This is a genomic window from Pseudomonas alvandae (genome assembly GCF_019141525.1).
GTDB classification, from domain to species: Bacteria; Pseudomonadota; Gammaproteobacteria; order Pseudomonadales; family Pseudomonadaceae; genus Aquipseudomonas; species Aquipseudomonas alvandae.
The window spans coordinates 3,110,178-3,136,319 of record NZ_CP077080.1 but is presented as its reverse complement, the minus strand read 5'-3'; the positions used below and the strand labels follow the sequence as shown (position 1 = coordinate 3,136,319).

The window sequence follows — 26,142 nt, the reverse complement described above, 5'->3', positions numbered from 1 at the left end:
AAGCGGGAGGCGCATACCCGATCGTGCGGTACGCCTGCACGTCTCCCGTGGACACGGAATTCATCTCATGGCCCATGCATCGCTCGTCGCCGACAGCGCCCCCATCAGTCCCGCACGCCGGACCACCAAGGGCGGTCTCTCGCCCTGGCGAGAAAAGCGGGTCAAGGCGATGATCCTGGACGGCCTGAGCGACACCTTGGAAATCGCCCGGCTGGCCGAGGCCTGCGCCCTGTCCCGCAGCCATTTTTCCCGAGCGTTCAAGCGCACCACCGGCCAGTCCCCACAAGCCTGGATCCGTGCCCAGCGCATCATCCGGGCCAAGCACCTGATGCAAACCACCGACCTGACCCTGACGCAAATCAGTCAGGAATGCGGCTTTTGCGACCAGGCGCATTTCTGCCACATCTTCACCGACAGCGAAGGCATCAGTCCGTTTGCCTGGCGGTCGCGGGTGCTACGCGCGCAGCCCGCCTAGTCCGACTCTTCAATTCTTTCACACGGAAAGCACGCATGCCGCCCGCCTCAAAAAACACCTGCGCAGCCAGGCAAACGACAACCGCTTCGAAGCCGCTCCTGCTCCTCGCCTTGCTCGCCGGGCATGCCCCGGCGATGGCCGCACAAACCGCGTCGGGATTCCTGGACGGGGCATCGCTGGAGGTCCTCAGCCGTAACTTCTACCTCAATAACGACTACCGCTCCCCGAGCCCGTCGGGCAAGAACTACAAGCAGGAATGGGCCCAGGGATTCATCGCCACATTCGAGTCGGGCTTCACGCCGGGCACCGTCGGCGTAGGCGTCGACGCCCATGGTTTCCTGGGTTTGAAGCTGGACGGTGGCAAGGGCCATGCCGGCACCGGGTTGTTGCCGCTGGACGATGACGGTCGCAGCGAGGATGAATATTCCAGTGCGGGCGGCGCGCTGAAACTCAAGGTATCGCGCACCACCCTGGCACTCGGTGAAATGACCGTGGCGACACCGGTATTCGATACAGCGGACAAACGCCTGCAACCGGAATACGCCAGCGGCGCGCTGCTCACCAGTCGGGAATTCGATGAGGTCGATTTGCAGGCCGGCCATTTCAATGCGTTCAAGAATCAGGACGCGTCCACCGCCAGGGGCGATTTTTCCGGCTACGGGGCAACCACCCGCCACGCCAGCATCGACTTCATCGGCGCCGATCTGTTCAGCGGCCGCACGGTGGGCGGCGCGCTCTATGCCTCGGAACTGAGCGACACCTGGCGCCAGTACTACGGCAACCTGCATTCGACGGTTGGCGACCTGTTCCTGGACGGCAACCTGTATTACACCCGCGACCATGGTCAGGCCAGTGCAGGCAGCATCGACAACACCGCTTTCAGCCTCTCCGGCAAATACCGGCTCGACGCCCAGGCGTTCACCCTGGCCTATCAGAAAGTCCACGGCGACACGCCTTTCGATTTCGTCGGTGGCGACTCCATCTACCTCGCCAACTCGATCAAGTATGCCGATTTCAACGGCCCGGGCGAGCGTTCCTGGCAAGCGCGCTACGACTTCGATCTGGGCGCCTTAGGCATCCCCGGCCTGAATTTCATGGCCCGCTACGTGAGGGGAAGCGGTATCGATGGCAGCCATTCCCCCCAAGGCGGCGCCTACAATCCGTTCGACAGCGACTCCGCAACCTTCAGCCCGCAACAGGGCGACGGCGGTCGCCATTGGGAACGCGACCTCGATCTGCGCTACATCGTGCCGTCAGGCCCGGCCAAGGACCTGTCGCTGCAGCTCTCCCACGTCACCCACCGCGCCAACAGCGCCCAGGCCGGCGATGACATCGACAGGGTGTACATCGTCATTCAATACCCGCTCAAACTGGGACCGTTCTGAAAGCGCAAAAAAAACGCATTTCACGCCATCGCCAAGGTCTGTAGAGCATCAAAGGCAAGAGGAAAAAAGCGTGGATTATCTGGGATGGGTTCAATGGCCAGCGATGGCCGTCACGGTGCTGGCCGCCTGGCTGATCGGCTCGCGCCAGCCCCGTCGACGAGTGGCGGGGTTCAGTTGTTTTATCGTCAGCAACATCCTCTGGGTCATCTGGGGCCTGCACACAAACGCCTACGCATTGATCGTCCTGCAGTTCTGCCTGTGCGCGATGAACTTGCGCGGGTTCAGGAAAAACACCCAGTAGCCGCTGATGGACACTTATTTCATCGTCTGCCCAATGACCTGCACCAGATCAATTTGCTTGAACGGCTTGATCAACCGTGGCAGTTGCGTGGCGAAGCCCTCCAGTCGTTCGGCGTACCCGGTAGCCAGGATGATCGGCAGGGTCGGCTGACGGTCGCGCAGCAACTTCGCCAGTTGCGCCCCGTCCATCTGTGGCATGGCCATGTCCGTAATCACCAGGTCGAAATCCTGGTTGCGCTCGTACAGCTCCAACGCCTGGGCGCCCGATGACGCGCAGAGAACTTGGTGGCCGAGGTCTTCAATGAGCAACCGGGTACTGGTCAGGACCAGGCTGTCATCATCCACGACCAACACCTTCAGCCCATTGACCGGCGGGGCCGCGGTTTCGATGATCGGTGGTTTGTCCGCTACCGCGTCGCCAGCCACCGGCAGCCACAGCTCAGCGGTGGTACCGACGCCTTTTTCGCTCTTGAGCAGCAGCCGACCGCCCAACTGCTCGGCCAGGCCGTGGACCATGGACAGCCCCAGGCCGGTGCCCTTGCCGACGCCCTTGGTGGTGAAAAACGGATCGACGGCCAAGGCCAGTGTCGCCTCATCCATCCCCTCGCCTTCGTCGGTGATCGCCAGGCAGACATAGCGTCCAGGCGCCAGCGGCCTGTCCGGTGCTCCGACCTCCTCTCCCAACCGTTCCTGCGCCTGGATCAGTATTCGACCGCCTTGCGGCATGGCGTCCCGGGCGTTTGTCGCCAGGTTGAGGATCGCCAGTTCCAACTGGTTGACGTCGGCCAGCACCGGCGACAAGGCCTCGGCAAATTGGGCCTGGATATGGATCGACGGCCCCAGTGAGCTTTGCAGCAAGCCACTGATGCCCTGCACCAGCGCGACCAATTCCACCGGCTCGGAGGTCAGTTTCTGCCGGCGGGCAAAGGCCAGCATGCGCTGGGTCAGCGAAACACCCCGCAGCGCGCCCTGGGTGGCGTTGTCCAGCAACTGGGCGAGCTTCGGCTCGTTGGGCATGCGCTTGCGGACGATTTCCAGGTTGCCGAGGATCACCGTCAACAGGTTATTGAAGTCATGGGCAATGCCCCCGGTGAGTTGTCCGATGGCCTGTAGTTTCTGCGATTGGAACAGGGCCTCGCGGGCTTGCTCCAGTGCCTCTTGGGCCTTCGTGGCGTCGGTGATATCGCGGGTGATCTTGGCAAATCCGAGCAAGGTGCCGGTGTCGCTGCGGATCGCATCGATGACCACATGGGCCATGAACCGCGTGCCATCCTTACGCACCCGCCACCCCCTCTTTTCGAAACGCCCCACGGTGGCGGCGACACTCAGGGCGCGCTGCGGCTCACCCGCTTCGCGGTCCTCGGGGGTATAGAACATCGAGAAATGCTGGCCGATGGCCTGGGCCGGCAGATATCCCTTGATGCGCTGCGCGCCTTGGTTCCAGTTGGTCACGCGGCCGTCAGGGTCAAGCATGTAGATGGCATAGTCGGTGACGCTCTGCACCAGCAGACGAAACTGTTGTTCGCTTTGCTTGAGGGTTTCCTCGGCCATCTTGCGATCGGTCAGGTCGCGGGTGATCTTGGCGAAGCCGAGCAATGTGCCGCTCTGGCTGTCGATGATCGGATCGATCACCACATGGGACCAGAACAATGTGCCGTCCTTGCGCACGCGCCAGCCTTCGCCTTCGAAGCGCCCTTCGCGCACGGCCGTGTCCAGGGCGCGTTGCGGAAGGCCGTCGGCACGGTCCTGCTCGGTGTAGAAGCGCGAAAAATGCTGCCCCAGGATTTCCGACTCTTCGTAGCCCTTGAAGCGCCGGGCGCCGGAGTTCCAACTGGTGATGATGCCCGACGGATCGGTCATGTAGATGGCATAGTCGACCACCGCGTCGATCAACAGGCGAAAGCGCTGTTCTTCGTTGATGCGAGGGGTCTTGGGGTCGTTCTCAAGCATGTCGGCCGAGGCATCCGAGGGAATTTGCGTGGAGTATGGAACAAGTGTCGCGTCAGGAAAAACCTGATTTATGTGTGGCTATACGATCCTTGTGGGAGCGAGCCTGCTCGCGAAGGCGTCAGCACATTCAACATCACTGCAAACTGACCCTCTGCTTTCGCGAGCAAGCTCGCTCCCACAATGGATCTTCAGCAGGCACAAAATTCATGTGTACCGCAAAACCTGTGGGAGCGAGCTTGCTCGCGAAGGCGTCCGCACATCCAACATCACTGCAGCTGACCCACCGCTTTCGCGAGCAAGCTCGCAGGTTGGGGGGCGTTGTTCTGGCCTGACTGACCACCACAGCGGCAGCAAACGCTGCACCTTGGTCTCTGCGAACCGGTCATCGATCAGCATCACCACCCCGCGATCCTGCTGGGTGCGAATGACGCGGCCAGCCGCCTGCACGACTTTCTGCAGGCCGGGATACAAGTAGGTGTAATCGTAGCCATCGCCAAAAATGGCCGCCATGCGCTGCTTGATCTGTTCGTTGACCGGGTTGAACTGCGCCAGCCCCAGGGTCGCGATGAATGCGCCGATGAGGCGCGAGCCCGGCAGGTCGATCCCTTCGCCGAACGCACCGCCCAGCACCGCAAAGCCGATGCCCTGGCTGTGCTCCATGAACCGGTCGACAAACGCTTGCCGGGGCGCTTCCCCCATGCCACGCGATTGGCTCCAGGTGGCAATGTGCGGGAATCGCTCGGCAAACAATCCCGCCACCTGCTGCAGGTAATCGAAGCTGCTGAAGAACGCCAGGTAATTACCGGGACGCTCGTCAAACTGGCGGGCCATCAACGTGACGATCGGTTCGAGGGAGGCCTGGCGATGGGCAAACCGGGTGGAAATCCGGCTGATCACCTGGACATCCAGCTGTTCGGCCTGGAACGGCGATTCGACATCGATCCACACCGTGTCCGCTGGCGTACCCAACATGTCGGCGTAGTAGCGTCGGGGGCTCAGGGTCGCGGAAAACAGCACACTGCTGCGCGACGCGGTGAACCGGGGCCGCAGGAAACCAGCCGGCACCACGTTGCGCAGGCACAGCGCGGAGAAGCTGCGTTGGCGCGCGGATTCGCGCTTGTGGATGTCGAACAGGAAGTGCTCATCGAACGACTCGGCGACCCGGCCGAACTGCAAGGCGTCGAAATAGAAGGCTTGCAGGCCGCTATCCAAGCCCTGCGGATGGTCGTTGAGGTAATCACCGATAGCGATCGTGCAGGCTCCCAATGCCTGGAGCAATTTGTCCGGCGGTTTTTCATAGGCCTGGTAAGCGGCAACCTGTGGCGCATGAAGGGCGTTCCACTGGCGATTGACCTTTTGCAGGGCTTTCTTCAGCGGCTCGGGAGCGGTCTTCAACAATGCCGTCAACGCCGCCTGGTCGAGGGTCGCGCTGTACATCTGCCGTCCGCGCTCCACCAGGTTGTGGGCTTCGTCCACCAAGGTGGCGACGGTCCAGCCATTGGCCTGGGCGAGGCCGAATAACAAGGCACTGAAGTCGAAGTAATAGTTGTAGTCAGCCACCACCACGTCGGCCCAACGGGCCATTTCCTGGCTCAGGTAGTACGGGCAGATGTCGTGATCCAACGCAATGTCGCGCAAGGCCGCCTGATCAAGCAGCGTTACCTGGCTCGCCGCCGCACGGGCCTGTGGCAGGCGATCATAAAAACCACGGGCCAACGGGCACGATTCGCCATGGCAGGCTTTGTCCGGATGCTCGCAGGCCTTGTCCCGGGCGATCATTTCCAATACCCGCAACGGCATGGCCGGGGCGCTGTCCGTAATCAGCCGGGCCGCGTCCAGGGCCAATTTGCGTCCTGGGGTTTTCGCCGTGAGAAAGAACACCTTGTCCAGTCGCTGGGGCGCCAAAGCCTTGAGCATCGGGAACAGCGTGCCAACGGTCTTGCCGATCCCGGTCGGCGCCTGGGCCATCAGGCAACGACCGGTACTGACGGCCTTGAACACCGACTCGGCCAAGTGCCGTTGCCCGGGCCTGAAGCCGGCATGGGGAAAGGCCAGAGCCTGGGCGCCGCGGTTGCGCGCCTGGCGATGGTGCAATTCCTGTTCGGCCCAGGCCAGGAACAGGGCGCACTGCTGCTCGAAGAATACCTGGAGCTGCGATGCTTCGAAGCTGTGGGTCAGGCAGGTTTCCTTTTCACTGACGATGTCGAAATACACCAATGCGACGTCAATCTGTGACAACTGCAATTTCTGGCACATCAGCCAGCCGTAGATCTTCGCCTGGGCCCAATGCAACTGGCGATGGTTGTCCGGTTGCTTGCCCAGGTCGCCCCGGTAGGTCTTGACCTCTTCGAGGCAATTACGCCCAGGATCGTAGCCGTCTGCCCGGCCCTTGACCCGCAAGGTGTGGTAGATGCCTTCGAGGCTCACCTCGGCCTGATAACCCTCGCTGCGCCGCGAGGCCACGGTGCGGTGGCCGACAATCCCCTCCAGCGCGGTGGGAGACGGCGTGAAGCGCAAATCCAGGTCGCCGACCTTGGCGGTGAATTCACACAACGCCCGCACGGCAATGCTGTAGCTCGGCACCTCGGTCATGCACCCTGCTCCGCCCATTGCACGTAACAGACGGCGACGGGCATCCGGTGCTCATGGCAAAACTCCAGCCAGCGCAGTTGGTTGTCCTGCAGGCGATCGCCGGGCCCTTTGACTTCGATCATGCGATAGGTCTTGTGCTGCGGCCAGAACTGGATCAGATCGGGCATGCCGGCGCGGTTGGCCTTGATGTCCAGCAACAGGCGGTTGAACCAGTGCTTGAGGTGTTCCGCCGGCAGGCAGTCGAGGGCCTGATCCAGCAGCGCCTCGGACAGCGAGCCCCAGAATACGAACGGTGACTGTACGCCCCACTTTTGCACGTAACGACGGCGGATGGTGTCCCGGTAGCGACCGTCATCCAACTCGGCGAAGCACACCGCGAACAGCTCGGCGCGGCGCTCATGGAAATCTTCGTTGAGCAGGTCCACCGGCCCGCGCTGGAACGGATGGAAAAAAGCCCCCGGCAGCGGCGCGAAAATCGCCGGCCAGCACAGCAGGCCGAACAGCGAGTTGACCAGGCTATTCTCGACGTAATGCACCGGAGCGGCTTCTTCATGCAGGTGGGCCTGGACGCAATACTCCACCGACAACATGGGATCGACGCGAGGCAAATGCAGATCCAGCCGTTCCACTTCCCGGGCGACGGCTCGCGGTACCGGCGGGCCACCCAGCTTGCGCCGCAGCCGGGGCACGATCCGCAGCAAGGCCTGGCACTCCGCCGCGCTTTGCGGCGATTGCACCGCCGTCTCGGCCAATTCGAGGGCCAGCGTGTATTCGCCAATGCGCTCCAGCACACGAATCATCCGCAGCCGCGCGCCGGGATAAGTGCAGTCGCGATAAATACACAACGCCAAGGCAAAATCGCCGATGCGCTCGCCATGCTGGCCCATCTGGAACAGCAATTTGCCTCGGCGTCGCTCCAGCCAAGGATTGTCCAAGACCAACGCGCTGACGTGATCGGCGATCGTTTCCAGCGGTTCGCCGGTTTCGAAGCGTTGCTGGCATTCATGCAGGAACAGGCAGGCATCGATGTCCTCGCGGCTGCGCAACCCCCGGGATTCAGCGCTGAACTCGACGGTTTCATAGGTAAAGATGCCCAGGTCCGCCAGCACGAACTCCGACCAGTCCTGGTAGAGGTTGCCAAAAAACATCAGTCGCAGGCGATCGCACAGGTCCATGACCGTGATACTGAACAGCCGTTCTTCAAGCTGTGGGCACCAGTCGCGAAATGGCTGGGGTTCGCTGAAGCAATCGGCCAGGGCCAGCAACCACTCGGTCTTTCTTGCCTTGGGCTGCTCGATCAAGTGCCCCAGGCACAGGAGGATTTCCGGCTTGAGCAGCACATCGAACAGCTCGACCAGGCTCAGATTGGCGTGCTCCTCGACCCAACCCAGCGCCAACAACGGCGCTACGGCGGCGCTGATCTCGCCGATCTCCGCGTAGTGAAGCTTGCTGTGGCGAAAATGCAGGCCCTTACGCATCACCAACCGCACCAACAGGCCTTGGGACGAACGCGGCAGGGCCGCGAAAGCATCGATGAATTGCTGTTCTTCAACGCTGAGCACATCCCCGTAACGCTGGCTCAGCCAGGCGAGTACGCGTTGGAAGTTGTTCAGGTAATAGAAGGGATCGTCGAGGGGGTTGGCTGTCACGGGAGCGGGGCCACAAAAGCTGGATACTGGTTATGCGTACAGATATCAGCTACCGAGGGCACAGGCAACTGCAAAAGATGAGCGGTCTCCTACTATTAAAGGTGAAATCCCTCAAGCGGCGATGAACTTTCCTACGGCAAGCGGGACAAATGGCGGTTAACTCAGTGATGGCCCGGTCGAATCAGACGGGCCGCATCCTTCTGATCAAGAGGTTACGGATTATGAACATCAGGTTTCTGGGCCTGCCCCTGGCTGCCATGGCGTTCCTGGCTTTGGCCGGCTGTGCGACACCCACCGTGGTGACGCTGCAGAACGGTACCCAGTATTTGACCGAGGACACGCCCAATACCCGCACCGCCGATGGCTTCTACGAGTTCGAAGACATTTCGGGCAAGAAAGTCCGGGTCCGCGCCGACGAAGTGGCCACCATACGCAAGGGAGACTGATGGAATCCGCACCCTCTCGACGAGAGGGCTGGCCTGGGGTTCACCGGGTAAAACCGGTACTGATCTCCGGCTCGATACTCATGCTCGGGCATCCTGCCCATCCTCCCCAGCCGCCGTTTCGACGCAGTGCCTGGTTCTGCGTGCGCCGGCAGCGCTCATGGTCCTGCTGGGCTGATTGGTCGATGCTTATATTTCCGGTCATGGGCGGCTTCATTGCATCGCTCGGGATCACTGCGCCCCATGATCCTACTGGGGGCACCTTGAAATATGACTTTCCGGAAGGCGTCTCAACGGATTTATCAACCTGTCCGGCCGGCAATTGATCCGAGGCAATGCCGTAGCGGCTGAGAATGGACTGATCCGGTAGTTCCGCCATCGCGCTGGCGCAAGCCAGCAAGCCTATCAGTGCTGCGATCGTGTTTTTTTTAGTCACCTGCACATCTCCTTTCACAACGGTTCGATCGTGCCCGCGCACACTTCTCGCAGGCAGCTCCTTATCCAGCGGTGTACAGGGTCGGCGTCCATGCGCGGATGCCAGAGCATGGCTACCGTAAACCCGGGGAGCACGAACGGCAATGCGAACGTGTGCATGCCAAGGCGCAAACGGGTGCTGTAGCGTTCCGGCACGCTGGCGATCATGTCACTGGACCGCGCCAGCCCCAGCGCGGTGGAAAAGCCCGGCACGGTGGTGATGAGGTTTCGGGACAAACCCAAGGCGCCAAGGGCCTGGTCGATGGAGCCGTGCTCCAAGCCACGCAGGGAAATGCCAATGTGCTCGCCCGCCGCATAATCAGCGTCACTTACATCGATCCTGCTCAGCGGATGTCCTGCTCGCACGACGCCAACGATACGGTCACCGAACAACCCTTGCGTCAGCAGCTCCGGACTGGTGTCTTCGTCTACAACGGCGGTCTCCAGATCCACGTTGCCCTCGCGCAGCGCCGTGCTGTCCCTGTCGGTCTTTTCGACAAACCGCAGCCTTATTCCCGGGGCCTGCCGGGCAATCCGCTCGATCAGCTCGATCGCGAAGTTTTCCACGAAGCCTTGCCGGGTGCGCAACGTGAAGGTTCGATTCACCCTCCGCAGGTCCGTGGCCTGCACCGGACGTAGCGCGGCCTGAGCGCCCTGCACCAATTGGCTGACTTGCTCGCGCAACTCGATCGCTCGCGGGGTCGGAACCAATCCGCGCCCCGCCCGCACCAGCAACGGATCATCGATGGCCTGGCGCAACCGCGCCAAGGCCCGACTCATGGCCGAAGGACTGAGCTGCAGCCGCCGGGCGGCACCGGCCACACTGCCTTCAGACAAGAGCGCGTCCAGCGTGACAAGCAAGTTGAGATCGGTAGCGGACATCATCGGGCCCTTGGATAGGATGGATAGCGTTTCATGCAGCTATAACATGCAACTCGTGCGTCTTCCGCCATGTTATGCCACCGCGTACCGTTCTCGCAGCGCTTTATAGGCGAACCGGATTGCGAGGAAACATGATGAAACCAGCCAATATGAAACCAAGCCTGTCACCCGCGAGCGGCCCTCAACCGCTTGCTCCCGCGCGCCGGGCCTTGGCCAGCCTGGCGCTGTCAACGTTATTGGCGTCGCTGGGGGCCAGCGTCACCGCCGTTGGACTGCCTGTGTTGGCCCAAGCGTTTGACGCCTCGTTCCAGCACGTTCAGTGGGTAGTGCTGGCCTATCTCCTGGCGATCACCACGCTGATCGTCAGTCTCGGACGCCTGGGCGACTTGATTGGCCGACGCAAGCTGTTACTGGCGGGCATCGCACTGTTTACGCTCGCGTCAGCCTTGTGCGGCCTCGCGTCGTCGCTGGGGCTGTTGATCGCCGCCCGGGTACTGCAGGGGCTGGGGGCTGCCATCATGATGACGCTGACGTTGGCCCTGGTCGGCGAAACGATCGATAAGACCAGGGCGGGCAGTGCCATGGGATTGCTCGCCACGCTGTCCGCGGTAGGCACCGCACTGGGCCCTTCCCTGGGCGGCGTATTGATGACCGGGTTTGGCTGGCAGGCGTTGTTCCTGGTCAACGTACCGCTCGGACTGCTGACCTTGCTGCTGGCCTGGCGGTCCCTGCCCGCCGGGCAAGCCGCCAATGTCGAGAAGGTGCGTTTCGACGTCACGGGCACGCTTTTGCTCGCGACGGCCCTTGGCGCCTACGCCTTGGCCATGACCTTGGGTGGCGGGCATTTCGGTGGGCTGAATGTCAGCTTGCTGGCGGCGGCCATTCTGAGCGGTGGATTGTTCGTCCGGACGCAGCATCGGCGCCCATCGCCGCTGATCCCGCTGACGATGTTCAGCGATCGCTTGCTGGTATCGGGCCTGGCGACGAGCGCGCTGGTGGCAACGGTCATGATGGCGACCTTGCTCGTGGGGCCATTCTACTTGTCGATCGCGCTGGGGCTCCCGTCGGCCATTGTCGGCTTGGTACTGGCCGTCGGGCCATGCGTCGCCGCCCTCACCGGCATGCCTGCCGGGCGCCTCGCCGATCGGTTCGGGGTGCGTCCCATGCGGCTCCTGGGGCTGGCGACCATGGCGAGCGGTTGCCTGCTGCTGTCGCTGGTTCCGCCGACGCTTGGCATCGCCGGTTACGTCACGGCGATCATGGTAACGACCTTGGGCTACGCGATGTTCCAGACAGCAAACAATGCGGCGGTCATGGCCGAGATCCCCGCCAACCAACGCGGCGTGATTGCCGGATTGCTCAATTTGTCGCGCAACCTCGGCTTCTTCAGTGGCGCAGCGATGCTGGGCGCGGTCTTCGCGGCCATGTTGCCGACCAACGGTACTCCCTCCGCCACTCCCGAGGCTGTTGCCGACGGGCTGCACGTCACCTTCATCGTCGCCCTTTCCCTGGTGGTGCTGGCAGGCTTCATCGCCTTCAAATACCGCGAGCCAGAGCCATTGGCGGCTTTTCAGGACACTGTGGGACGACCATGATGGCACTCTGAGCATTTGTACTTAGGTCATGATGCAGATCAAATAAAATGAACCAATCGCCAAACGGACTGAAAAAATCCACGTGGCGTTCATTTTCAGGTGCTATTTTTAGTTCTCACTGGTAGAGCCATGAGGGCTCTTCCTTCCTGACATGAGCAAACGGAAGCGCTTGATGAAGAAGGCGGGCTACAGATGAATAAAGGATCTTTCAGCAAGGTTACGTTCCCCAACGCCTGCCAGTTGATGCGCTGGCATTTCCATCCCATGGGTTTCGAGGCCAGCATGGACGCGCCAGGCAGTATGGTCGCCCGGCTGTTTGACCGTGCCAGCGGCGAAACCATGATCGCAATCGCCGGCATCCCCTGCGCGACAGTGATGAATGCCCCCGACGTGGAGCGAATCATCGAAGCGGTGGAAGCCGAGCTTGAAGCCTTTGTGCCGCCGGTTGGCTTGCGACGATTTGCCTCCTGACAAAAAAAGCCCACATTTTCATGTGGGCTTTTTTGTGGATCACCGAACGGTCGCCAGCGCGTCAGCCGCGAGCACGGCGACGATCGTTGAAAAACGGCTTGCCTACCCCGATCCGGTCCGACGCCTTGGGTGCATTGGCGGCCTGGCTATCCTGGCCGTCGACGTACCAATAGCAATGCTGAACCGCCCGGGTGATGCCTACATACGCCAGGCGCAGGATTTCATCCTTTTGCGCAGCATCATAGGGTTCGGCGTCACCGTCCTGTCCCAACCCGGCCATCCGGTAGACCTGATTCTTGTAGGGTGAGCTGGTCAGGTGCTGGCAATCCCCCAGCAGGAATACCGCATCTGCCTGAAGCCCCTTGGCGCTGTGATAAGTCATTTGCCTGAGGCGGCGTTGCGGATAAGGCAAGCTAGAATCCACATTAACTATCGAATCAATATGCTTATCTATCAGTAGCTTATCGCTACTTTTTCGATACAGCATCAAGATTGAATCGCCGTTGCGGTAGTGTTCATCGAGCCGCCGCGCCAAACCTTCATCGTCCCTGTCCAACACCGTCACCGGGCTTGGCGAACGAGGCGTGCCGCTGGCCTTGCCTTTCTTGCCGGGGACGGCTGCCGCTCCGCGTACGATGTGCTCAGCCGCGTCAATGATGTGCTGGTGACTGCGGTAGTTGTCGGTGAGCATCACCCGAGTGTGGGCCGGTGACGGGAACTGCTTGTTGAAATCCATGAAAAAACTCGGCGAGCTGCCGCGCCAGCCATAGATCGACTGCCAGTCATCACCCACGCACAACAAGGAAGAACGCTGGGCGCCGCGCCCGGTATGCAGGGCAGCGCCACGCCTGCGCACTTCACGCAGGCTCGCCCTCAGCCAAGACACGATCTGGGGCGAAACGTCCTGGAATTCGTCGATCATCAAATGCGACAACGGCCTCAACAGGGCGTCATCAAGCAGCTTGAAGTTTTCCGGGGAGTGTTCGCTGAACAACGCAAACATCCGGTTATAGGTCATGACCGGAGGCGATTGATCCAGCAGATGATCTTCGAACGCACGCCAGAAACGACTCAACGCCTCGAAGAAATAACGATCCGGGTCATTGCTTGAGAAACACATCCTGCCCACGGCTTCAGGTACATCCAGGCCAAGATTTTCGATAAACCCCGCCGCTGCGACAAAACAGTCCAGCAAAGGGGCCGACGTCAGCTCGCCCTTGACCTTGTAGTCGAACCCGGGACCCGCACTGACATCCCCAGCCACGGCGGACAACAGGCGTTTTGAGTCTTCATACTTATCAATCCAAATCAGTGGCTTACGACAGAAAGCTTGAAACAAGGTGCGCTTTACGGCCCATTCCGCACGCACACTCAGCTTGGCACCGGGACGGCTGAGCTGCGGGTTCTCCCGTGGATCGAATCCCAGCATCACCCAGGTATCAAGGGATTTGATGTAGCCATGGCAATGAAATCTCGCCCCGTTGATTTCAAATACCTGGCGTTTCGGTTCAATACCTTTAATCGGCCAAGCCCCCGCCCGGAACCACAGGTCTTCGATTGCGTCGCAGAGTGCTTCATCGCGCTGGGCGGCCAATTCCGTCACGGCCACACGCTTCTGCACATCCGGGTGGTCGCGCTCCAGCTCCTTGAGCTGCAGGGCATGACGGGAAAGCGGCTGGATCAACTCGCGGAAACGCTCGTCACGCTGATAGAGGTTGTAATAACAGGCATTGAGCTGCTGGCGCTGGGCATCGTTGATGCGCAAGTCGAACGGGTTGCCCTGGGCGTCATCCTCATCCGCTCCGGCGCGGTGGCTCAAGGTCTCGAAGGCCTGGAGCCGCTCGAATCCCGGCAGGCTGCGGACCATGGGCAAGATACGCGAGTGGAAGGTGCGCACCAGATCCCGGGCTTCCTTCTGGCTGACCGCGCGCCCCCACAGGGCAAACGTTTCGATGAGTTTCTGGACAAAGTCCTTTCGCGATTCCCGGGTGAACGTCACCACGGTCATTGAATCCAGTTCGAACCCCAGGTATTGCGACAGCAACACAATACGCAGCACCAGGGTCGTTGACTTGCCCGCACCTGCGCCCGCCACCACCGAAGTGGCCGGCGTGTCGCTGAAAATCATCTTCCATTGGCCGCTGCTGGGCTGCGCATGGGCCGGTAGCAGTCGCGCCACATCCGCCTTGATGCGTTTCTTCAGCTCGGTGGTCAGCGGCAATCGCCAATCGTCAAACAGCAGGTCATCGACTTGCGGGGCCGGGTGCTCGGTACCACGGGAGTCGCGGATCAACAGGACCTGACGCCCCGCTTCGAGCCCCTCGGCCCTGCCTTCCTTGTAGCCATAGTCAAAACCGGCGGTATGACCGCTGCGAAATCCGTCGGCCTGCCCGTGCAGCCACGATGCGCGGTGTTGGGCGCGCAGGCGCGTCAGGCCATGACCGAAAAAACGCGCAGCCAGGCGTTTGAACCAGGACATCTGGGCCAAGGGCAGGAGATCAGGGGGAAGATCGGGATTGTGTAGCGACACGCTGGGGACTCCGGTGTTCAGAACCATGGCGACTATGGTGTCTGGATTTGCTACCGGTTTCCAGCCAAAAGCTTTTATCTCAGGGATTTAGGCGATGAAGTGAAAGTAGTATGGCAGGTTGGTATCGCGGCGCTTCGTGGAGATGCGTTCGCGAGCAAGCCCGCTCCCACAAGGATATGCATTGCTGCGTGGGAGCGGGCTTTGCTCGCGATACGACGCTCAGTTACTGCCCGGAAATGGCACCGTCCACCAATGCCTGGGCTTCAACCACCAATTGTTTCAGGTGATCGTCGCTAATGAAGCTTTCGGCGTAGATTTTGTAAATATCCTCGGTACCGGACGGACGCGCCGCAAACCAGCCATTCTCGGTCATGACTTTCAATCCGCCGATAGCCTGCTCATTGCCTGGCGCATGGCTGAGGATGCTCTGGATTGTCTCGCCCGCCAATTCGGTGGACTGGACCTGATCCGGCGATAGCTTGCTCAGCAGCGCCTTCTGTTGAGGACTCGCCTTGGCATCGACACGCACCGAGAACGGTTCACCCAATTCATCCGTCAGGGCGCGGTAGGCCTGGCTTGGATCACGACCGGTGCGAGCCGTCATCTCAGCAGCCAACAATGCCGGGATCAGGCCGTCCTTGTCGGTACTCCACACCCCGCCGTCCTTGCGCAGGAACGAAGCCCCGGCACTTTCTTCGCCGCCGAAGCCAAGGGAGCCATCGAACAGCCCATCAGCGAACCATTTGAAGCCCACCGGCACCTCATACAGGCGTCGGCCAAGGCGCTTGGCAACCCGATCGATCAGGCCGCTACTGACCACCGTCTTGCCGACTGCGGCGTCAGCCCGCCACTGGGGACGATTCTGGAACAAGTAATCGATGGACACCGCTAGGTAATTGTTCGGCGCCAACAGGCCGCCGCTTGGCGTCACGATGCCGTGACGGTCGTGATCCGGGTCGCAGGCAAAGGCCACGTCGAAACGTTCTTTCAGGCCGATCAACCCTTGCATGGCGTGGCTGGACGACGGGTCCATGCGGATCTGCCCGTCCCAGTCGACGGTCATGAAGCGGAACGTCGAATCCACTTGTGTATTGACCACTTCCAGATCCAGGCGATAGTGCTCGGCGATCGCAGGCCAATAGCGCACCCCTGCTCCGCCCAATGGATCTACGCCCAGGCGCAAGCCGGCTTCGCGGATGGCATCGAAATCAATGACATTGACCAGGTCGGCGACGTAGGTATTGAGGAAGTCGTGGCGGTGGGTGGTCTCGGCCTTGAGCGCCTGCTCGTAGCTGATGCGCTTGACACCCGCCAATTGGTTGGCCAGCAACTCGTTGGCCTTGGCTTCGATCCACTTGGTGATATGGGTATCTGCCGGGCCACCATTGGTGGGGTTGTACTTGTAGCCGCCGCTCTGCGGTGGATTATGGGACGGCGTGATGACGATGCCGTCGGCCAGGCCAGTGGTGCGGCCGCGGTTGTAGCACAGGATGGCATGGGAAACCGCTGGCGTGGGGGTGTACTCGTCACCTTCGGCGATCATCACGGTCACGCCATTGGCGGCCAGCACTTCCAATGCGCTGGCGCCGGCAGGCGTGGAGAGTGCATGGGTGTCGATACCCACGAACAATGGCCCGTTGATGCCATGGGCTTCACGGTACAGGCAGATTGCCTGGCTGATGGCGAGCACGTGCCACTCGTTGAAGCCCAACTCGAAGGAACTGCCTCGATGCCCTGAAGTACCGAAAGCCACGCGCTGGGTCGCAACCGAGGCATCGGGCCGGCCGGTGTAATAGGCCGTCACCAGTCGCGGGATATCGATCAACAACTCTGCCGGTGCCGGCTTGCCCGCAAATGGACTGACTGTCATGCAAAACCTCGGAATGGAGTGGCTCGAATGGGTGCAGTTTACTGACAGTTCGACCATGACGCGACGGGTTCGATCCATAACCCTGCGATCATGATTGCTCATGCCTCAATGCTTCGGCCAACGCATAGAACGCGGCGTCCGGATCATCCGCTCCCTGGAATGCGTGAGTCAGGCGCAAATGCTGGCTGTAGAGGCCCTGAATGCTGAACAACTCCCCCGGGGCGATGACAATGCGCCTGCCAAGCAATCGCTGGAATACCCCACGCATATCTGCCTGTCGCGATGATCGAGCCCACACCGTTGCGCCACCTTCGGGCTCGACCCATTGCAGGCAGTCGCCCAGCCGATCACGCATCAATTGTATTGTCGAAGCAGCGTTTTCCCGCAGCAGGCGCCGCAGCACCAGCAGGTGCTGGTCGATCCGACCGTTGCCATACAAGCGCGCGATCGCTTTCTGGCGGATCGGCGACAGACGAAACGCACGCAAAAGGAATTGCCGTTGCAACACCAGTGTCAGTTGCCGCGACAGCACATAACCATAGGGCGCCTCGGGACCAATGGTCTTTTCAAACGTGGAGTAGACAATCAGCCTGTCCGGATCGACCAAATCCCGGAACGGAGGGCTCCCTGGCTCGAATACCAGATCGGTGTAACTGTCGTTCTCCAGCACCCAGGTACCGCACTGCTCCAGCAGACGCGCCACCTCTCGACGGTTGGCTTCACTTTTCACCGTGCCCATGGGCATGCTCAGGACCGAAGACAGCACCACCAGCCGTACCGTTTCGCTCGCCAGCAACTGTTCCAGTTGTTCGACATCAACGTCCCTGTCCGCCATCAAGGGCAGCTCGACAACCTGGATGTCGGCCGCCTGGAGCAAACGCAAGACAGTCCAGTCACAGGGCGACTCAACCAGGACAGTCGCACCTTTCAACGTCAGCACGGCAATCAGGATTTCCAACACCCCGCGCAGGTCAGCGCCTATATAGACGTCATCGGCGCTCCAGCATCGGGCGGGCGAAGAGGTGTAGCGAGCCGCCAGCGCCATGCGCAGCTCCTGCTCGCCCCAGGGTTGCGAGGGCATCTGGGATGCACGCGGGTACTGGCGCAACAACTCGCGCTCAAGCAACAGGAGCGGACTGTCCAGCGACTGCAATGACGCCGGCTCATCAGCACCCAGCATCAGCATGCCTGGCCGACGGGCATTGACGTAAAAGGTTTCGAGCAAGTCGCCACCGTCGCCCAGGGCGGTCGCAGAAGGCGCTGGCAGTGCGTAATAGCCGGATTTGGCGATCGAATACACTCGCCCTTCCTTTTCCAGCAAGGAATAGGCGTACTGGATGGTGGATATGGACACGCTCAATCGCTCGGCCAATTGGCGCAACGACGGCAAGCGCACCCGAGGATCAGCGCCCAGTTCATTGATCAGGTTTGTCAGGTACCTGTAGACCGCCTGGTAGGCAAAATCGGGTTCACGACTTCCCTTCATGAGGCAAGCCCAATGAAACGTGCCACTGCCGGTCCTGCCTCGGTGCTGAAAACGAAATCCCTCAAGCCTCCTTCCTCAGCGCGCCCAGCGTTCGTACAGTTCATGGGCGCCTTGCTCGTCCTCGCTCGAGTCGGGCGCCTCAGGCACAGACCGGCGGGCGGACACAGTCACGATTGGCTGCTCCGACACAGCAATGGGGGACTGGTATACCTTGTTGAGCAAGGCGACGGACAGGCCGCTGATCTCGTACAACCATTGCTTCGCCTCCTCAGTGGCGGGCCCACCCTCTATGGCGTTGCGCAGCTCCGGCAGGGCGAACAGCATGTCGGGATGGCAACAACGCAGGTAATTTTCCAGGCCCGCGCCGTTTTCAATAAAGGGCGCATACAACATGCACACCAATTGCGTTTCGCTAAGCCCCAGGGTTTCCTGTGCTTCGGCGGCGGCCTGGGCGCGGCGCTCAGGCATGACCGAAGGCGAACCGAACAGTTCCTGGACCTGCTGGCAGACATGCATGGGCAATTGCTTGCGATGCATGAGCATGATCGTGCGCTGGACGTAGTCACCATACCCATGTTCATAGCTGCGTCCTTGCAGGTAACAGGCTTGCAGGCCATACAAATGAGCCGACAGGTACGGGCTGAGGTATTCATGATCCAGCGTCGGTGCGATGAGCCCATCGGGTCGCACTCCCAGGAACTCGCCGAACAACGCCCAACTGCTCTCTTCCAGCCGATCGACGATCAGATCATCGATGCTGACGCGCCCCAACCGTCGACACGCCTCGAAACGCCCTTCGGGACGCCATGGCTCGATGTTTTCCTGGCCGTAGAACTGTCGGAAAAGCTCGCCCCCCATGGCATCGAGTTGTGCAAAGAGGCCATCGAAACCACCGCCCGGTTCAATGACCAGGCCGAACCTCCTGGACGCACGCTGAAGCCCGGCCATGAACTGCTTCTGCTGCCGTGGCGTGTCGCTGCTGACCCACGAATCCACTCCCGTTCCCCAGCGCGCCATGTTCCTGTAGAACTCCGCCATCGCCAGGTAGCCCTCATCCCCCAGGCCCAAGAGGCTATCAGGCGAGCGAAGATGGCCGAACATCAACAAGTCCGTACGGTTGGCATCTCGCGCTGCCGTCGATAACGGCTTCCGATGATTGAAGGACGTCACTTCACGGTTGTCGGCCATCAACAGCTCCACGCGAGGGTCGTCGTAGACGAACAGCGCGCTGTAGCAGTGATGAATGTTTTCCAGGGTGGCTTGTGAGATATCGCCCATACGGGGAGTCACGACGCGCAGGCCGAACGTCGCCGGATACCGGCCCGCGATGGTCAACTGCGCCGCCCGCAAGGCCGTCAGGACGTAAAAGCTTTCCCGACTGCCATTCTGGACCATCAGCACTCGATAATCGCCAACTCGCTCAGCGCCGCCAGCTGCCACGATCAGACGCTGAACCAAAAGCTGTATTGCGGTGCGTTCCGCGCGGGAATAGAAATCCAGCAAGCGTTGCAACATCTGTTGGTATACGTAGGTCATTGCCTGCTCATGAATTGCACTCATAGCCATCTACCTGGAAATTCGATTATCGGCGCCACACCCGCACCGACTTGATTGCAGGGCGGGCTGGCCTGGATGAAAGACTTTGTTATTGCAAACAGTATTAGCAGTCCGCTCACACCTTGCCTCTGGTAATTATTTGTCACACATGTAAAAGTCGTCCTACCTGCTTGACACACCTCTCCTTGCTCCCCCTTATTTCATTGAGCATCGCCGCATTCCATAATGCGTCCTAGGAAATTTCTTACAGCGTCCCACAGACAATGGATACATAAAATAAAGAACAAACCTAGCCGCAACTCCGCATGCGCCGGGTCATGCCCTCCAAATGTTGATAGATAGGTTTAAAGCATGCAAATGCGGCCAGACCATGCACTAACAGGAATGAACTTTAGATATTTATATCGCACCATGATTTCTTCCTTGATAGAAACAAGCGCTCAATTATCAAGACTTAAATAATGATTAGAAGATACAGATTGACGGCAAAAACCAGTTCAGTTGGGTTTGCGGGTCGTTGATCCTGGGCGATTGGGCAGCAGCCTCGACATCGCGCGTCCAGGCGTAGCTACGCTCGGCGTCAAGCGGACGCGATGACAGAGAGAATACAGGGCCGATTCGGCCGGAGACCGCGCAAGAGCCGTAGACAATGACTCTTGCGCAAGGGGACAGATCAGGCGGGATCGACGACCTGAAGGGCAACGCGCTCACGGCAAGGGCATTCACCCATGTAGCGATGAGCCTCGACGAACTCGGAGAACGGGAACACCCGAGTCTTGAGCGGCAACAGCACGCGGTCGGCGGTCAGTTGATTGATGTCGCGCAACGCGCGTTGCAACGCCACCTGGTCCTGGACAATGCCCAGTTCCGGCTTGCCAGTGAAGTTGCCGATGCAGTGCACGAAGAACTGGATGTTCTTCTGGAACGCCGCACAGGCCGGGAATGGCGTCTGGTTGCCGCCTTGCAGGCCATACAGCACCAGACTGCCACGGGGCGCCAACACATCGCCGAGCAGCGACATCTGCGGCCCGCCAAGGCCGTCGAACACAACATCGACGCCACGGCTGTCAGTGAGCTTGTTGATCTGCATCAGCAAGTCCTGCTCTTCGGTGACAATGACCTTTTCAGCGCCCAGCGACAGCAGGTATTCACGCTCGTCGGCCGTCTTGGTGGCTGCGATCACCCGCACACCCAAGGCTTTGCCCAACTGTACGAAGGATGGGCCGGCGCAATGGCTGGCGTCGGTCACCAGGGCAAATTGCCCAGGCTTGACCCTGGCCAGGTCCATGTAGGCGAAATAGGCGATCAGCAGCGGCGTGTAATGCACGGCGGCTTCGATCGGGCTGAGCACGTCGGGATAACGGGTCAGGGCGGTGCGCGGCAATACGATGACTTCGCCATACACCGGGTAATCGTTCGGGCTCTCGGCGGGGAAGCTGGCGACTTTGTCGCCCACGGCCAGATCGTCGACACCCTCGCCGACGGCAGTTACCACGCCGGCCATTTCATGTCCCAGCCCTGATGGCAGGCGGGCCTGGGAAGACGCCAGGTTCTGGCGCCAAAGGGTGTCATACCAGCTGATGCCGATCGCTTCAACACGGACCTGCACTTCTCCTGGCGCAGGAAGAGCCGCCGCATGCTCTTCGCATTTGAGCACCTCGGCACCACCAAACTTGTGAAAACGGATCGTGCGGGACATCGCAAACCTCGTCAAAGTAACCTCTAATGCCATGAACTCTATCCGGGCTTTGTACCCAAGACCATCAGTGGCTATTAATAGTCGACATGCCTGTCATTGATTCCGCAGCAAGAAAACCGAACCAGTCCTGTAAGCCTTATCCTGAAGAAAATGCATTTACCCGATGCAGAGTACCAGCCTTTCCCCGTAAGATTCATGCCGGCCATTGTTCCCATATGGCCGTCCACGTCAAGCTTGCCGAATCTGCCAGGACCCCAGATGAATCGTAATGACCTGCGTCGTGTCGACCTGAACCTGTTGATCGTGTTCGAAACATTGATGCATGAACGCAGCGTGACCCGCGCCGCCGAGAAACTGTTCCTCGGCCAGCCGGCCATCAGTGCCGCGCTGTCGCGCCTGCGCAGCCTGTTCGATGATCCTCTGTTCGTGCGCACCGGGCGCAGCATGGAACCCACGGCTCGGGCGGTCGAGATCTTCGCCCTGCTCTCTCCGGCCCTGGATTCGATTTCAACGGCGGTCAGCCGGGCGGCGGAATTCGACCCGGCCACCAGCACCTCGGTGTTTCGCATCGGTCTGTCGGACGATGCCGAGTTCGCCCTGCTGCCGATGCTGCTCAAGCGGCTGCGGGCCGAAGCGCCAGGCATCGTGCTGGTGGTGCGCCGGGTCAATTACATCCTGATGCCGGGCTTGCTGGCGTCCGGCGAGATCTCCATTGGCGTCAGCTACACCGAAGACCTGCCGGCCAACGCCAAGCGCAAGGTCCTGCGGCGCAGCATGCCCAAAGTGCTGCGGGCCGATACCGCGCCGGGACGGCTGACCCTGGATGAATTCTGCGCCCGCCCCCACGCCCTGGTGTCCTTCGCAGGTGACTTGAGCGGGTTCATCGATGAAGAGCTGGAAAAACTCGACCGCAAGCGCCATGTGGTATTGGCCGTGCCGCAGTTCAACGGATTGAGCACACTGTTATCAGGCACCGACATCATCGCCATCGTGCCCGACTACACCGCCGACGCACTGACCGCCGCCGGCGGCGTACGTGCCGAAGACCCGCCGATCCCGGTGCGCAGCTTCGAACTGCACATGGCCTGGCGCGGGTCACAGGACAACGATCCGGGCGAGCGCTGGTTGCGTTCGCGGATTCAGATGTTTTTTGGCAGCCCTGACAATCTCTAGGAGAATAGCCCCTACTCAGTCTGCCGAATTTCTCTTGCTCAGGTGGCGAAGCAATCGGGGGATCAGCTACTCCCGCTTGATCCCTACTTTCACACGCACGTAGCGCGAAGTGGTTCACTCCGCCCTGTCTGACGGTTTCATATCGCCTCAGCATGCCTGGGTAAGGCGATAGAAATTAGGGCGGCGAGCAATACGAACGCGCTCGATATCCACAAACACGCCTCCAGACCATACATCTGATAAATCCAACCGGAGAGCACAGTGCCAATCAGCCGGCCCAAGGCGTTGGACATGTAGTAGAACCCCACGTCCAGCGACACACCATCCTCCTTGGCATAGGACACAATCAGGTAACTGTGCAAGGACGAGTTCACCGCGAACAGCGCGCCAAAGATCATGAGGCCACCCAGCAGTACCGTCTGTGGTGACAACCCGGTGTAAAGCCCAAGCGCGATCAATGCTGGCAGCCCCGCCAGGGCTAGTGCCCACACAAAAGCTGCACGACCATCCGGTACATGCCCCTTTTTCTTGCCGGTAATTCGCGGCGCGAACGATTGGACGATGCCGTAGCCAATCACCCAAGCGGCCAGGAATCCGCCAACCTTCCAGAAGTCCCAGCCGAAGACGCTGCTCAGATACACCGGCAAGGCCACCACAAACCAGACATCGCGAGCGCCGAAAAGAAACATCCGCGCCGCTGAGAGGATATTAATCGCCCGGCTCTTGGACAGGATGTCACGAAACCTGGGCTTGGCTTTGGCCTTGCCCAGGTCCTTCTTCAACAGGATCAAGCTACTGATCCAAATCAGCAGCAGGCCACCCGCCATGGCCAGCAACGCGCCTTTGAAACCGACCAATGCCAGCAAAGCGCCGCCAAGAAAGAAGCCAACACCCTTGAGTGCGTTCTTCGAGCCGGTGAGGATCGCCACCCATTGGTAAAGCTTGCCCTGTTGCCCATCGGGGACCAGCAGCTTGATCGAGCTTTTGGCGCTCATCTTGTTCAGGTCTTTGGCAATCCCAGACAGCGCCTGGGCACCCATCACCCAGGGGATGGTCAGCCAGGCAACCGGAACCGTAAGCATCAGCAATGCTGCGACCTGGATGCCCAGCCCGATGTTCATGGTCCGGTTAAGACCCAGTCGAGCGCCGAGGTAACCACCTACGAGGTTGGTGATCACACCAAAGATTTCGTAGAACAGAAACAACGCGGCGATTTGCAGCGGGCTGTAGCCCAACGCGTGAAAGTGCAGCACCACCAACATGCGCAAAGCGCCATCAGTGAGAGTGAAGGCCCAGTAGTTGCCCGTCACGAGCAAGTATTGCCGCACTTCCGGTGCGAGGGCTGACAACGCTTTCATAACCGCTCCTTAGACTGCCAGACCGACCATTTTGGCCAGTTCGACCGTGCGGTTGGCATAACCCCATTCGTTGTCGTACCAGGCATAGAGCTTGACCTGAGTGCCGTTGATGACCATGGTCGACAGCGCATCGATGATCGATGAGCGCGGATCGGTACGGTAGTCGATGGACACCAACGGACGCTCTTCAAAACCAAGAATGTCTTTCAGTTCGTTCTCGGAAGCGTCCTTGAGGAACTGATTCACTTCTTCGACAGTAGTAGCCCGCTCGACTTCAAAGACACAGTCGGTCAGCGAAGCGTTGGCCAGCGGCACGCGCACGGCGTGACCATTCAGGCGTCCACGCAGCTCCGGAAATATCTCGGCGATGGCGGTGGCCGAGCCGGTGCTGGTTGGAATCAGGCTCATGCCCGAAGCACGCGCACGACGCAGATCCTTGTGCGGCTGATCGAGGATGCTTTGGGTGTTGGTCAGGTCATGGATGGTGGTGATCGAGCCATGACGAATGCCCAGCTTTTCGTGAATGACTTTCACCACGGGCGCCAAACAGTTAGTGGTGCACGAAGCCGCCGTGACGATGCGGTGCAGCGCAGGATCGAACAGGTGCTGGTTGACGCCCATGACGACGTTCAAAGCGCCCTGCTCTTTCACTGGAGCGCAGACCACTACACGCTTGACGCCCTGATCCAGGTAGGCCTGCAACACGGCCACGGTTTTCATCTTGCCGCTGGCCTCGATCACCAGGTCGCAGCCCGACCAATCTGTCTCGGCAATCGATTTGTTGGCCGTTACTTTGATCCGTTTTCCGTCGATGACGACGTTGTCGCCGTCGGCGGTGGCCTCATTGCTCCAACGGCCATGCACCGAGTCGAAGTTGATCAGGTGGGCATGGGTTACTGCATCTCCCGCTGGATCGTTGATCTGCACGAACTCGAACTCAGGCCAGTTCCAGGCTGCTCGTAGAGCAAGGCGACCGATCCGGCCAAAACCATTGATGCCAATTTTAATAGTCATGTTGTCGTGCTCTGTCTCTGTTGTCAGTGAGCGTTCGACTGGGTGTCGAACTGGCCGATGTATTCAATGTGAGCTGGATGCTGAATGGCACGCGGACGCAACGACTGAACATCACGAATGGCATCGCTGAAGGGCACGCCGGTTTCGATCAACAGTTGAGCGGCGACCAAACCGGTACGGCCCGAACCGCCCTTGCAATGAATGGCGATGGTTTTCCCTTCCGTCAGCAGTTGCTTGAGTCGCGGGACGTGCTGCTCCCATGCGGCTTTGAAAGCCTCACCAGGTGCTTGATCGTCTTCTATCGGTAGGTGAAACCACTCGATGTCGAGCATCCGGCACACTTCCGGCAGCAGGTCGATCTCGTTCTGAAGCAACTCCTCGGTCGGCATCAGCGTCAGTAATGCCGAGGCACCAGCGTCTTTAAGCGTTTGCAGCGCCTCGAAAGGCCGGGTGCCCTTTGTGCCAGGGCAAGGAGTGAAGATCAGTTGGCCTTTGAACTGCACCAAGGGCAAGACGGAGTATGGATGCTGTTGCACGATGAAGAATCCTCAAAAAAGTGCACCGAACTGAACGGTACCGTGAGCTGCGCAGCCCAACTGACCACAACGTAGATGCCGAGAAACCAAGGATGGAAGCAGCCATTCATTCGGCTTCAATATATACGATAAAACAAATATAAGAACATTTGACGTCAGGGCTCCTCATCATCCTGACGGAGCGACGGTCAGGAGATATTTCAGAGCGTTGATGTGAAACCGTCGGCACGATGGCTTCCAATCCAAAAAGTGATGAGTATGCCATCCGGCAAACGCATCCTACTCATTCGAAAATACATATATGCATATTTTGTAATATCTCTGTCATTACGCAGGCGCTAATCTCACTCTGACGGTCACTCAAGCAGGAGGCTGAAATGAAGGAGCCAGTTGTGAACGGTTTGCCGGCACCAGGCGTTCGCCTTTGCTGCCGGATGCTTCGGAATCGTCGCCTGAATAACTCTCCAGATCATGAAACTCCCAAGAACGAAGTGTCTCCGGTTCCATGCGCTGAGCAATTGAAGAGCGAAGCCCAAGACTGGATCGTGCGCCTCACTTCAGGGCGCGCGACCACAACTGATGCCAATGCTCTCGACACTTGGTGCCAACGTAGTCCTGCGCATGCCCACGCGTTTGCAGAGGCAAAAGCTCTTTGGCATGCCTTGAAAAATGCGGCGAAAAGCTCGTTCTAGCCGAAAACGGT

At 60.0% G+C, this 26,142-nt stretch carries 21 protein-coding genes; 8 read left to right on the top strand and 13 right to left on the bottom strand.

The features are described 5' to 3' along the window. Nucleotides 1–67 precede the first annotated feature (67 nt). The 3 genes from KSS97_RS14005 (at nucleotide 68) to KSS97_RS13995 (ending at nucleotide 2,161) form a co-directional block, all read left to right on the top strand. A complete protein-coding gene (locus tag KSS97_RS14005; RefSeq protein WP_217861934.1) occupies nucleotides 68–475 on the top strand; it encodes a helix-turn-helix domain-containing protein in 408 nt (135 codons plus the stop codon). 35 nt (nucleotides 476–510) lie between these two features. Further along, on the top strand, nucleotides 511–1,860 hold the full coding sequence (locus KSS97_RS14000) for an OprD family porin (protein ID WP_217861933.1): 1,350 nt from the start codon (nucleotides 511–513) through the stop codon (nucleotides 1,858–1,860). Between the two features lie 70 nt (nucleotides 1,861–1,930). Further along, complete coding sequence (locus KSS97_RS13995; RefSeq protein ID WP_030138726.1) at nucleotides 1,931–2,161, top strand: hypothetical protein; 231 nt, start codon at nucleotides 1,931–1,933, stop codon at nucleotides 2,159–2,161. Between the two features lie 14 nt (nucleotides 2,162–2,175). On the opposite strand, the gene KSS97_RS13990 is transcribed toward KSS97_RS13995, so the two are convergent. The 3 genes from KSS97_RS13990 to KSS97_RS13980 all read right to left on the bottom strand — a co-directional run bounded on the left by KSS97_RS13990 (nucleotide 2,176) and on the right by KSS97_RS13980 (nucleotide 8,351). Beyond that, nucleotides 2,176–4,110: a hybrid sensor histidine kinase/response regulator gene (locus KSS97_RS13990; protein WP_217861932.1), complete on the bottom strand. Its 1,935-nt coding sequence runs from the start codon at nucleotides 4,108–4,110 to the stop codon at nucleotides 2,176–2,178. Between the two features lie 204 nt (nucleotides 4,111–4,314). Then, nucleotides 4,315–6,702 (bottom strand): ATP-dependent DNA helicase, encoded by a 2,388-nt coding sequence (locus tag KSS97_RS13985; protein ID WP_217861931.1) that lies wholly within the window; start codon nucleotides 6,700–6,702, stop codon nucleotides 4,315–4,317. Further along, nucleotides 6,699–8,351 (bottom strand): VRR-NUC domain-containing protein, encoded by a 1,653-nt coding sequence (locus KSS97_RS13980; protein ID WP_217861930.1) that lies wholly within the window; start codon nucleotides 8,349–8,351, stop codon nucleotides 6,699–6,701. The genes KSS97_RS13985 and KSS97_RS13980 overlap by 4 nt, the downstream gene beginning before the upstream one ends. A gap of 221 nt (nucleotides 8,352–8,572) precedes the next feature. On the opposite strand from KSS97_RS13980, the gene KSS97_RS13975 reads away from it, so the two are divergent. Continuing rightward, nucleotides 8,573–8,797 (top strand): YgdI/YgdR family lipoprotein, encoded by a 225-nt coding sequence (locus KSS97_RS13975; RefSeq protein ID WP_030138722.1) that lies wholly within the window; start codon nucleotides 8,573–8,575, stop codon nucleotides 8,795–8,797. A gap of 40 nt (nucleotides 8,798–8,837) precedes the next feature. Here KSS97_RS13975 and KSS97_RS13970 read toward each other — a convergent pair whose 3' ends face one another. Next, nucleotides 8,838–9,230, bottom strand: a complete 393-nt coding sequence (locus tag KSS97_RS13970) for a hypothetical protein (RefSeq protein WP_198797304.1) — start codon at nucleotides 9,228–9,230, stop codon at nucleotides 8,838–8,840. Between the two features lie 14 nt (nucleotides 9,231–9,244). Further along, the gene (locus tag KSS97_RS13965; RefSeq protein ID WP_217861929.1) at nucleotides 9,245–10,150 is read right to left on the bottom strand and encodes a LysR family transcriptional regulator; all 906 of its coding nucleotides are present in this window, start codon (nucleotides 10,148–10,150) and stop codon (nucleotides 9,245–9,247) included. A gap of 134 nt (nucleotides 10,151–10,284) precedes the next feature. Here KSS97_RS13965 and KSS97_RS13960 point away from each other — a divergent pair, with 134 nt between their 5' ends. Further along, entirely contained in the window at nucleotides 10,285–11,745 is a 1,461-nt protein-coding gene (locus KSS97_RS13960; protein WP_217861928.1) for an MFS transporter, read from the top strand. 192 nt (nucleotides 11,746–11,937) lie between these two features. Then, nucleotides 11,938–12,216 carry a DUF1652 domain-containing protein gene (locus KSS97_RS13955; protein WP_003201764.1) on the top strand — a complete coding sequence of 93 codons (279 nt, stop codon included), beginning with the start codon at nucleotides 11,938–11,940 and terminating at the stop codon, nucleotides 12,214–12,216. A gap of 61 nt (nucleotides 12,217–12,277) precedes the next feature. Here KSS97_RS13955 and KSS97_RS13950 read toward each other — a convergent pair whose 3' ends face one another. The 5 genes from KSS97_RS13950 to KSS97_RS13930 all read right to left on the bottom strand — a co-directional run bounded on the left by KSS97_RS13950 (nucleotide 12,278) and on the right by KSS97_RS13930 (nucleotide 21,358). Further along, the gene (locus tag KSS97_RS13950; protein ID WP_217861927.1) at nucleotides 12,278–14,746 is read right to left on the bottom strand and encodes a UvrD-helicase domain-containing protein; all 2,469 of its coding nucleotides are present in this window, start codon (nucleotides 14,744–14,746) and stop codon (nucleotides 12,278–12,280) included. A 223-nt stretch (nucleotides 14,747–14,969) separates the two neighbouring features. After that, nucleotides 14,970–16,616, bottom strand: a complete 1,647-nt coding sequence (pgm, locus tag KSS97_RS13945; protein WP_030138717.1) for a phosphoglucomutase (alpha-D-glucose-1,6-bisphosphate-dependent) — start codon at nucleotides 16,614–16,616, stop codon at nucleotides 14,970–14,972. A gap of 88 nt (nucleotides 16,617–16,704) precedes the next feature. Beyond that, complete coding sequence (locus tag KSS97_RS13940; protein WP_217861926.1) at nucleotides 16,705–18,102, bottom strand: aminotransferase-like domain-containing protein; 1,398 nt, start codon at nucleotides 18,100–18,102, stop codon at nucleotides 16,705–16,707. A gap of 75 nt (nucleotides 18,103–18,177) precedes the next feature. Next, on the bottom strand, nucleotides 18,178–19,662 hold the full coding sequence (locus KSS97_RS13935) for a hypothetical protein (RefSeq protein ID WP_198797301.1): 1,485 nt from the start codon (nucleotides 19,660–19,662) through the stop codon (nucleotides 18,178–18,180). A 670-nt stretch (nucleotides 19,663–20,332) separates the two neighbouring features. Beyond that, entirely contained in the window at nucleotides 20,333–21,358 is a 1,026-nt protein-coding gene (locus tag KSS97_RS13930; protein WP_217861925.1) for a zinc-dependent alcohol dehydrogenase family protein, read from the bottom strand. A gap of 258 nt (nucleotides 21,359–21,616) precedes the next feature. On the opposite strand from KSS97_RS13930, the gene KSS97_RS13925 reads away from it, so the two are divergent. Continuing rightward, nucleotides 21,617–22,531, top strand: a complete 915-nt coding sequence (locus tag KSS97_RS13925) for a LysR family transcriptional regulator (protein ID WP_225936109.1) — start codon at nucleotides 21,617–21,619, stop codon at nucleotides 22,529–22,531. Nucleotides 22,532–22,668: 137 nt separating this feature from the next. Here the strand turns inward: KSS97_RS13925 and arsJ are convergent, their stop codons facing one another. From arsJ to KSS97_RS13910, 3 genes are read right to left on the bottom strand one after another with little or no spacing between them, the layout of a single operon-like run. Further along, a complete protein-coding gene (arsJ, locus tag KSS97_RS13920) occupies nucleotides 22,669–23,889 on the bottom strand; it encodes an organoarsenical effux MFS transporter ArsJ (RefSeq protein ID WP_217861924.1) in 1,221 nt (406 codons plus the stop codon). Between the two features lie 9 nt (nucleotides 23,890–23,898). Further along, nucleotides 23,899–24,903, bottom strand: a complete 1,005-nt coding sequence (locus KSS97_RS13915) for an ArsJ-associated glyceraldehyde-3-phosphate dehydrogenase (RefSeq protein WP_217861923.1) — start codon at nucleotides 24,901–24,903, stop codon at nucleotides 23,899–23,901. A gap of 23 nt (nucleotides 24,904–24,926) precedes the next feature. Next, nucleotides 24,927–25,439: a phosphatase domain-containing putative toxin gene (locus tag KSS97_RS13910; RefSeq protein WP_217861922.1), complete on the bottom strand. Its 513-nt coding sequence runs from the start codon at nucleotides 25,437–25,439 to the stop codon at nucleotides 24,927–24,929. A gap of 377 nt (nucleotides 25,440–25,816) precedes the next feature. Here KSS97_RS13910 and KSS97_RS13905 point away from each other — a divergent pair, with 377 nt between their 5' ends. Further along, entirely contained in the window at nucleotides 25,817–26,131 is a 315-nt protein-coding gene (locus KSS97_RS13905; protein ID WP_368373392.1) for a FecR/PupR family sigma factor regulator, read from the top strand. Nucleotides 26,132–26,142: the final 11 nt, after the last annotated feature.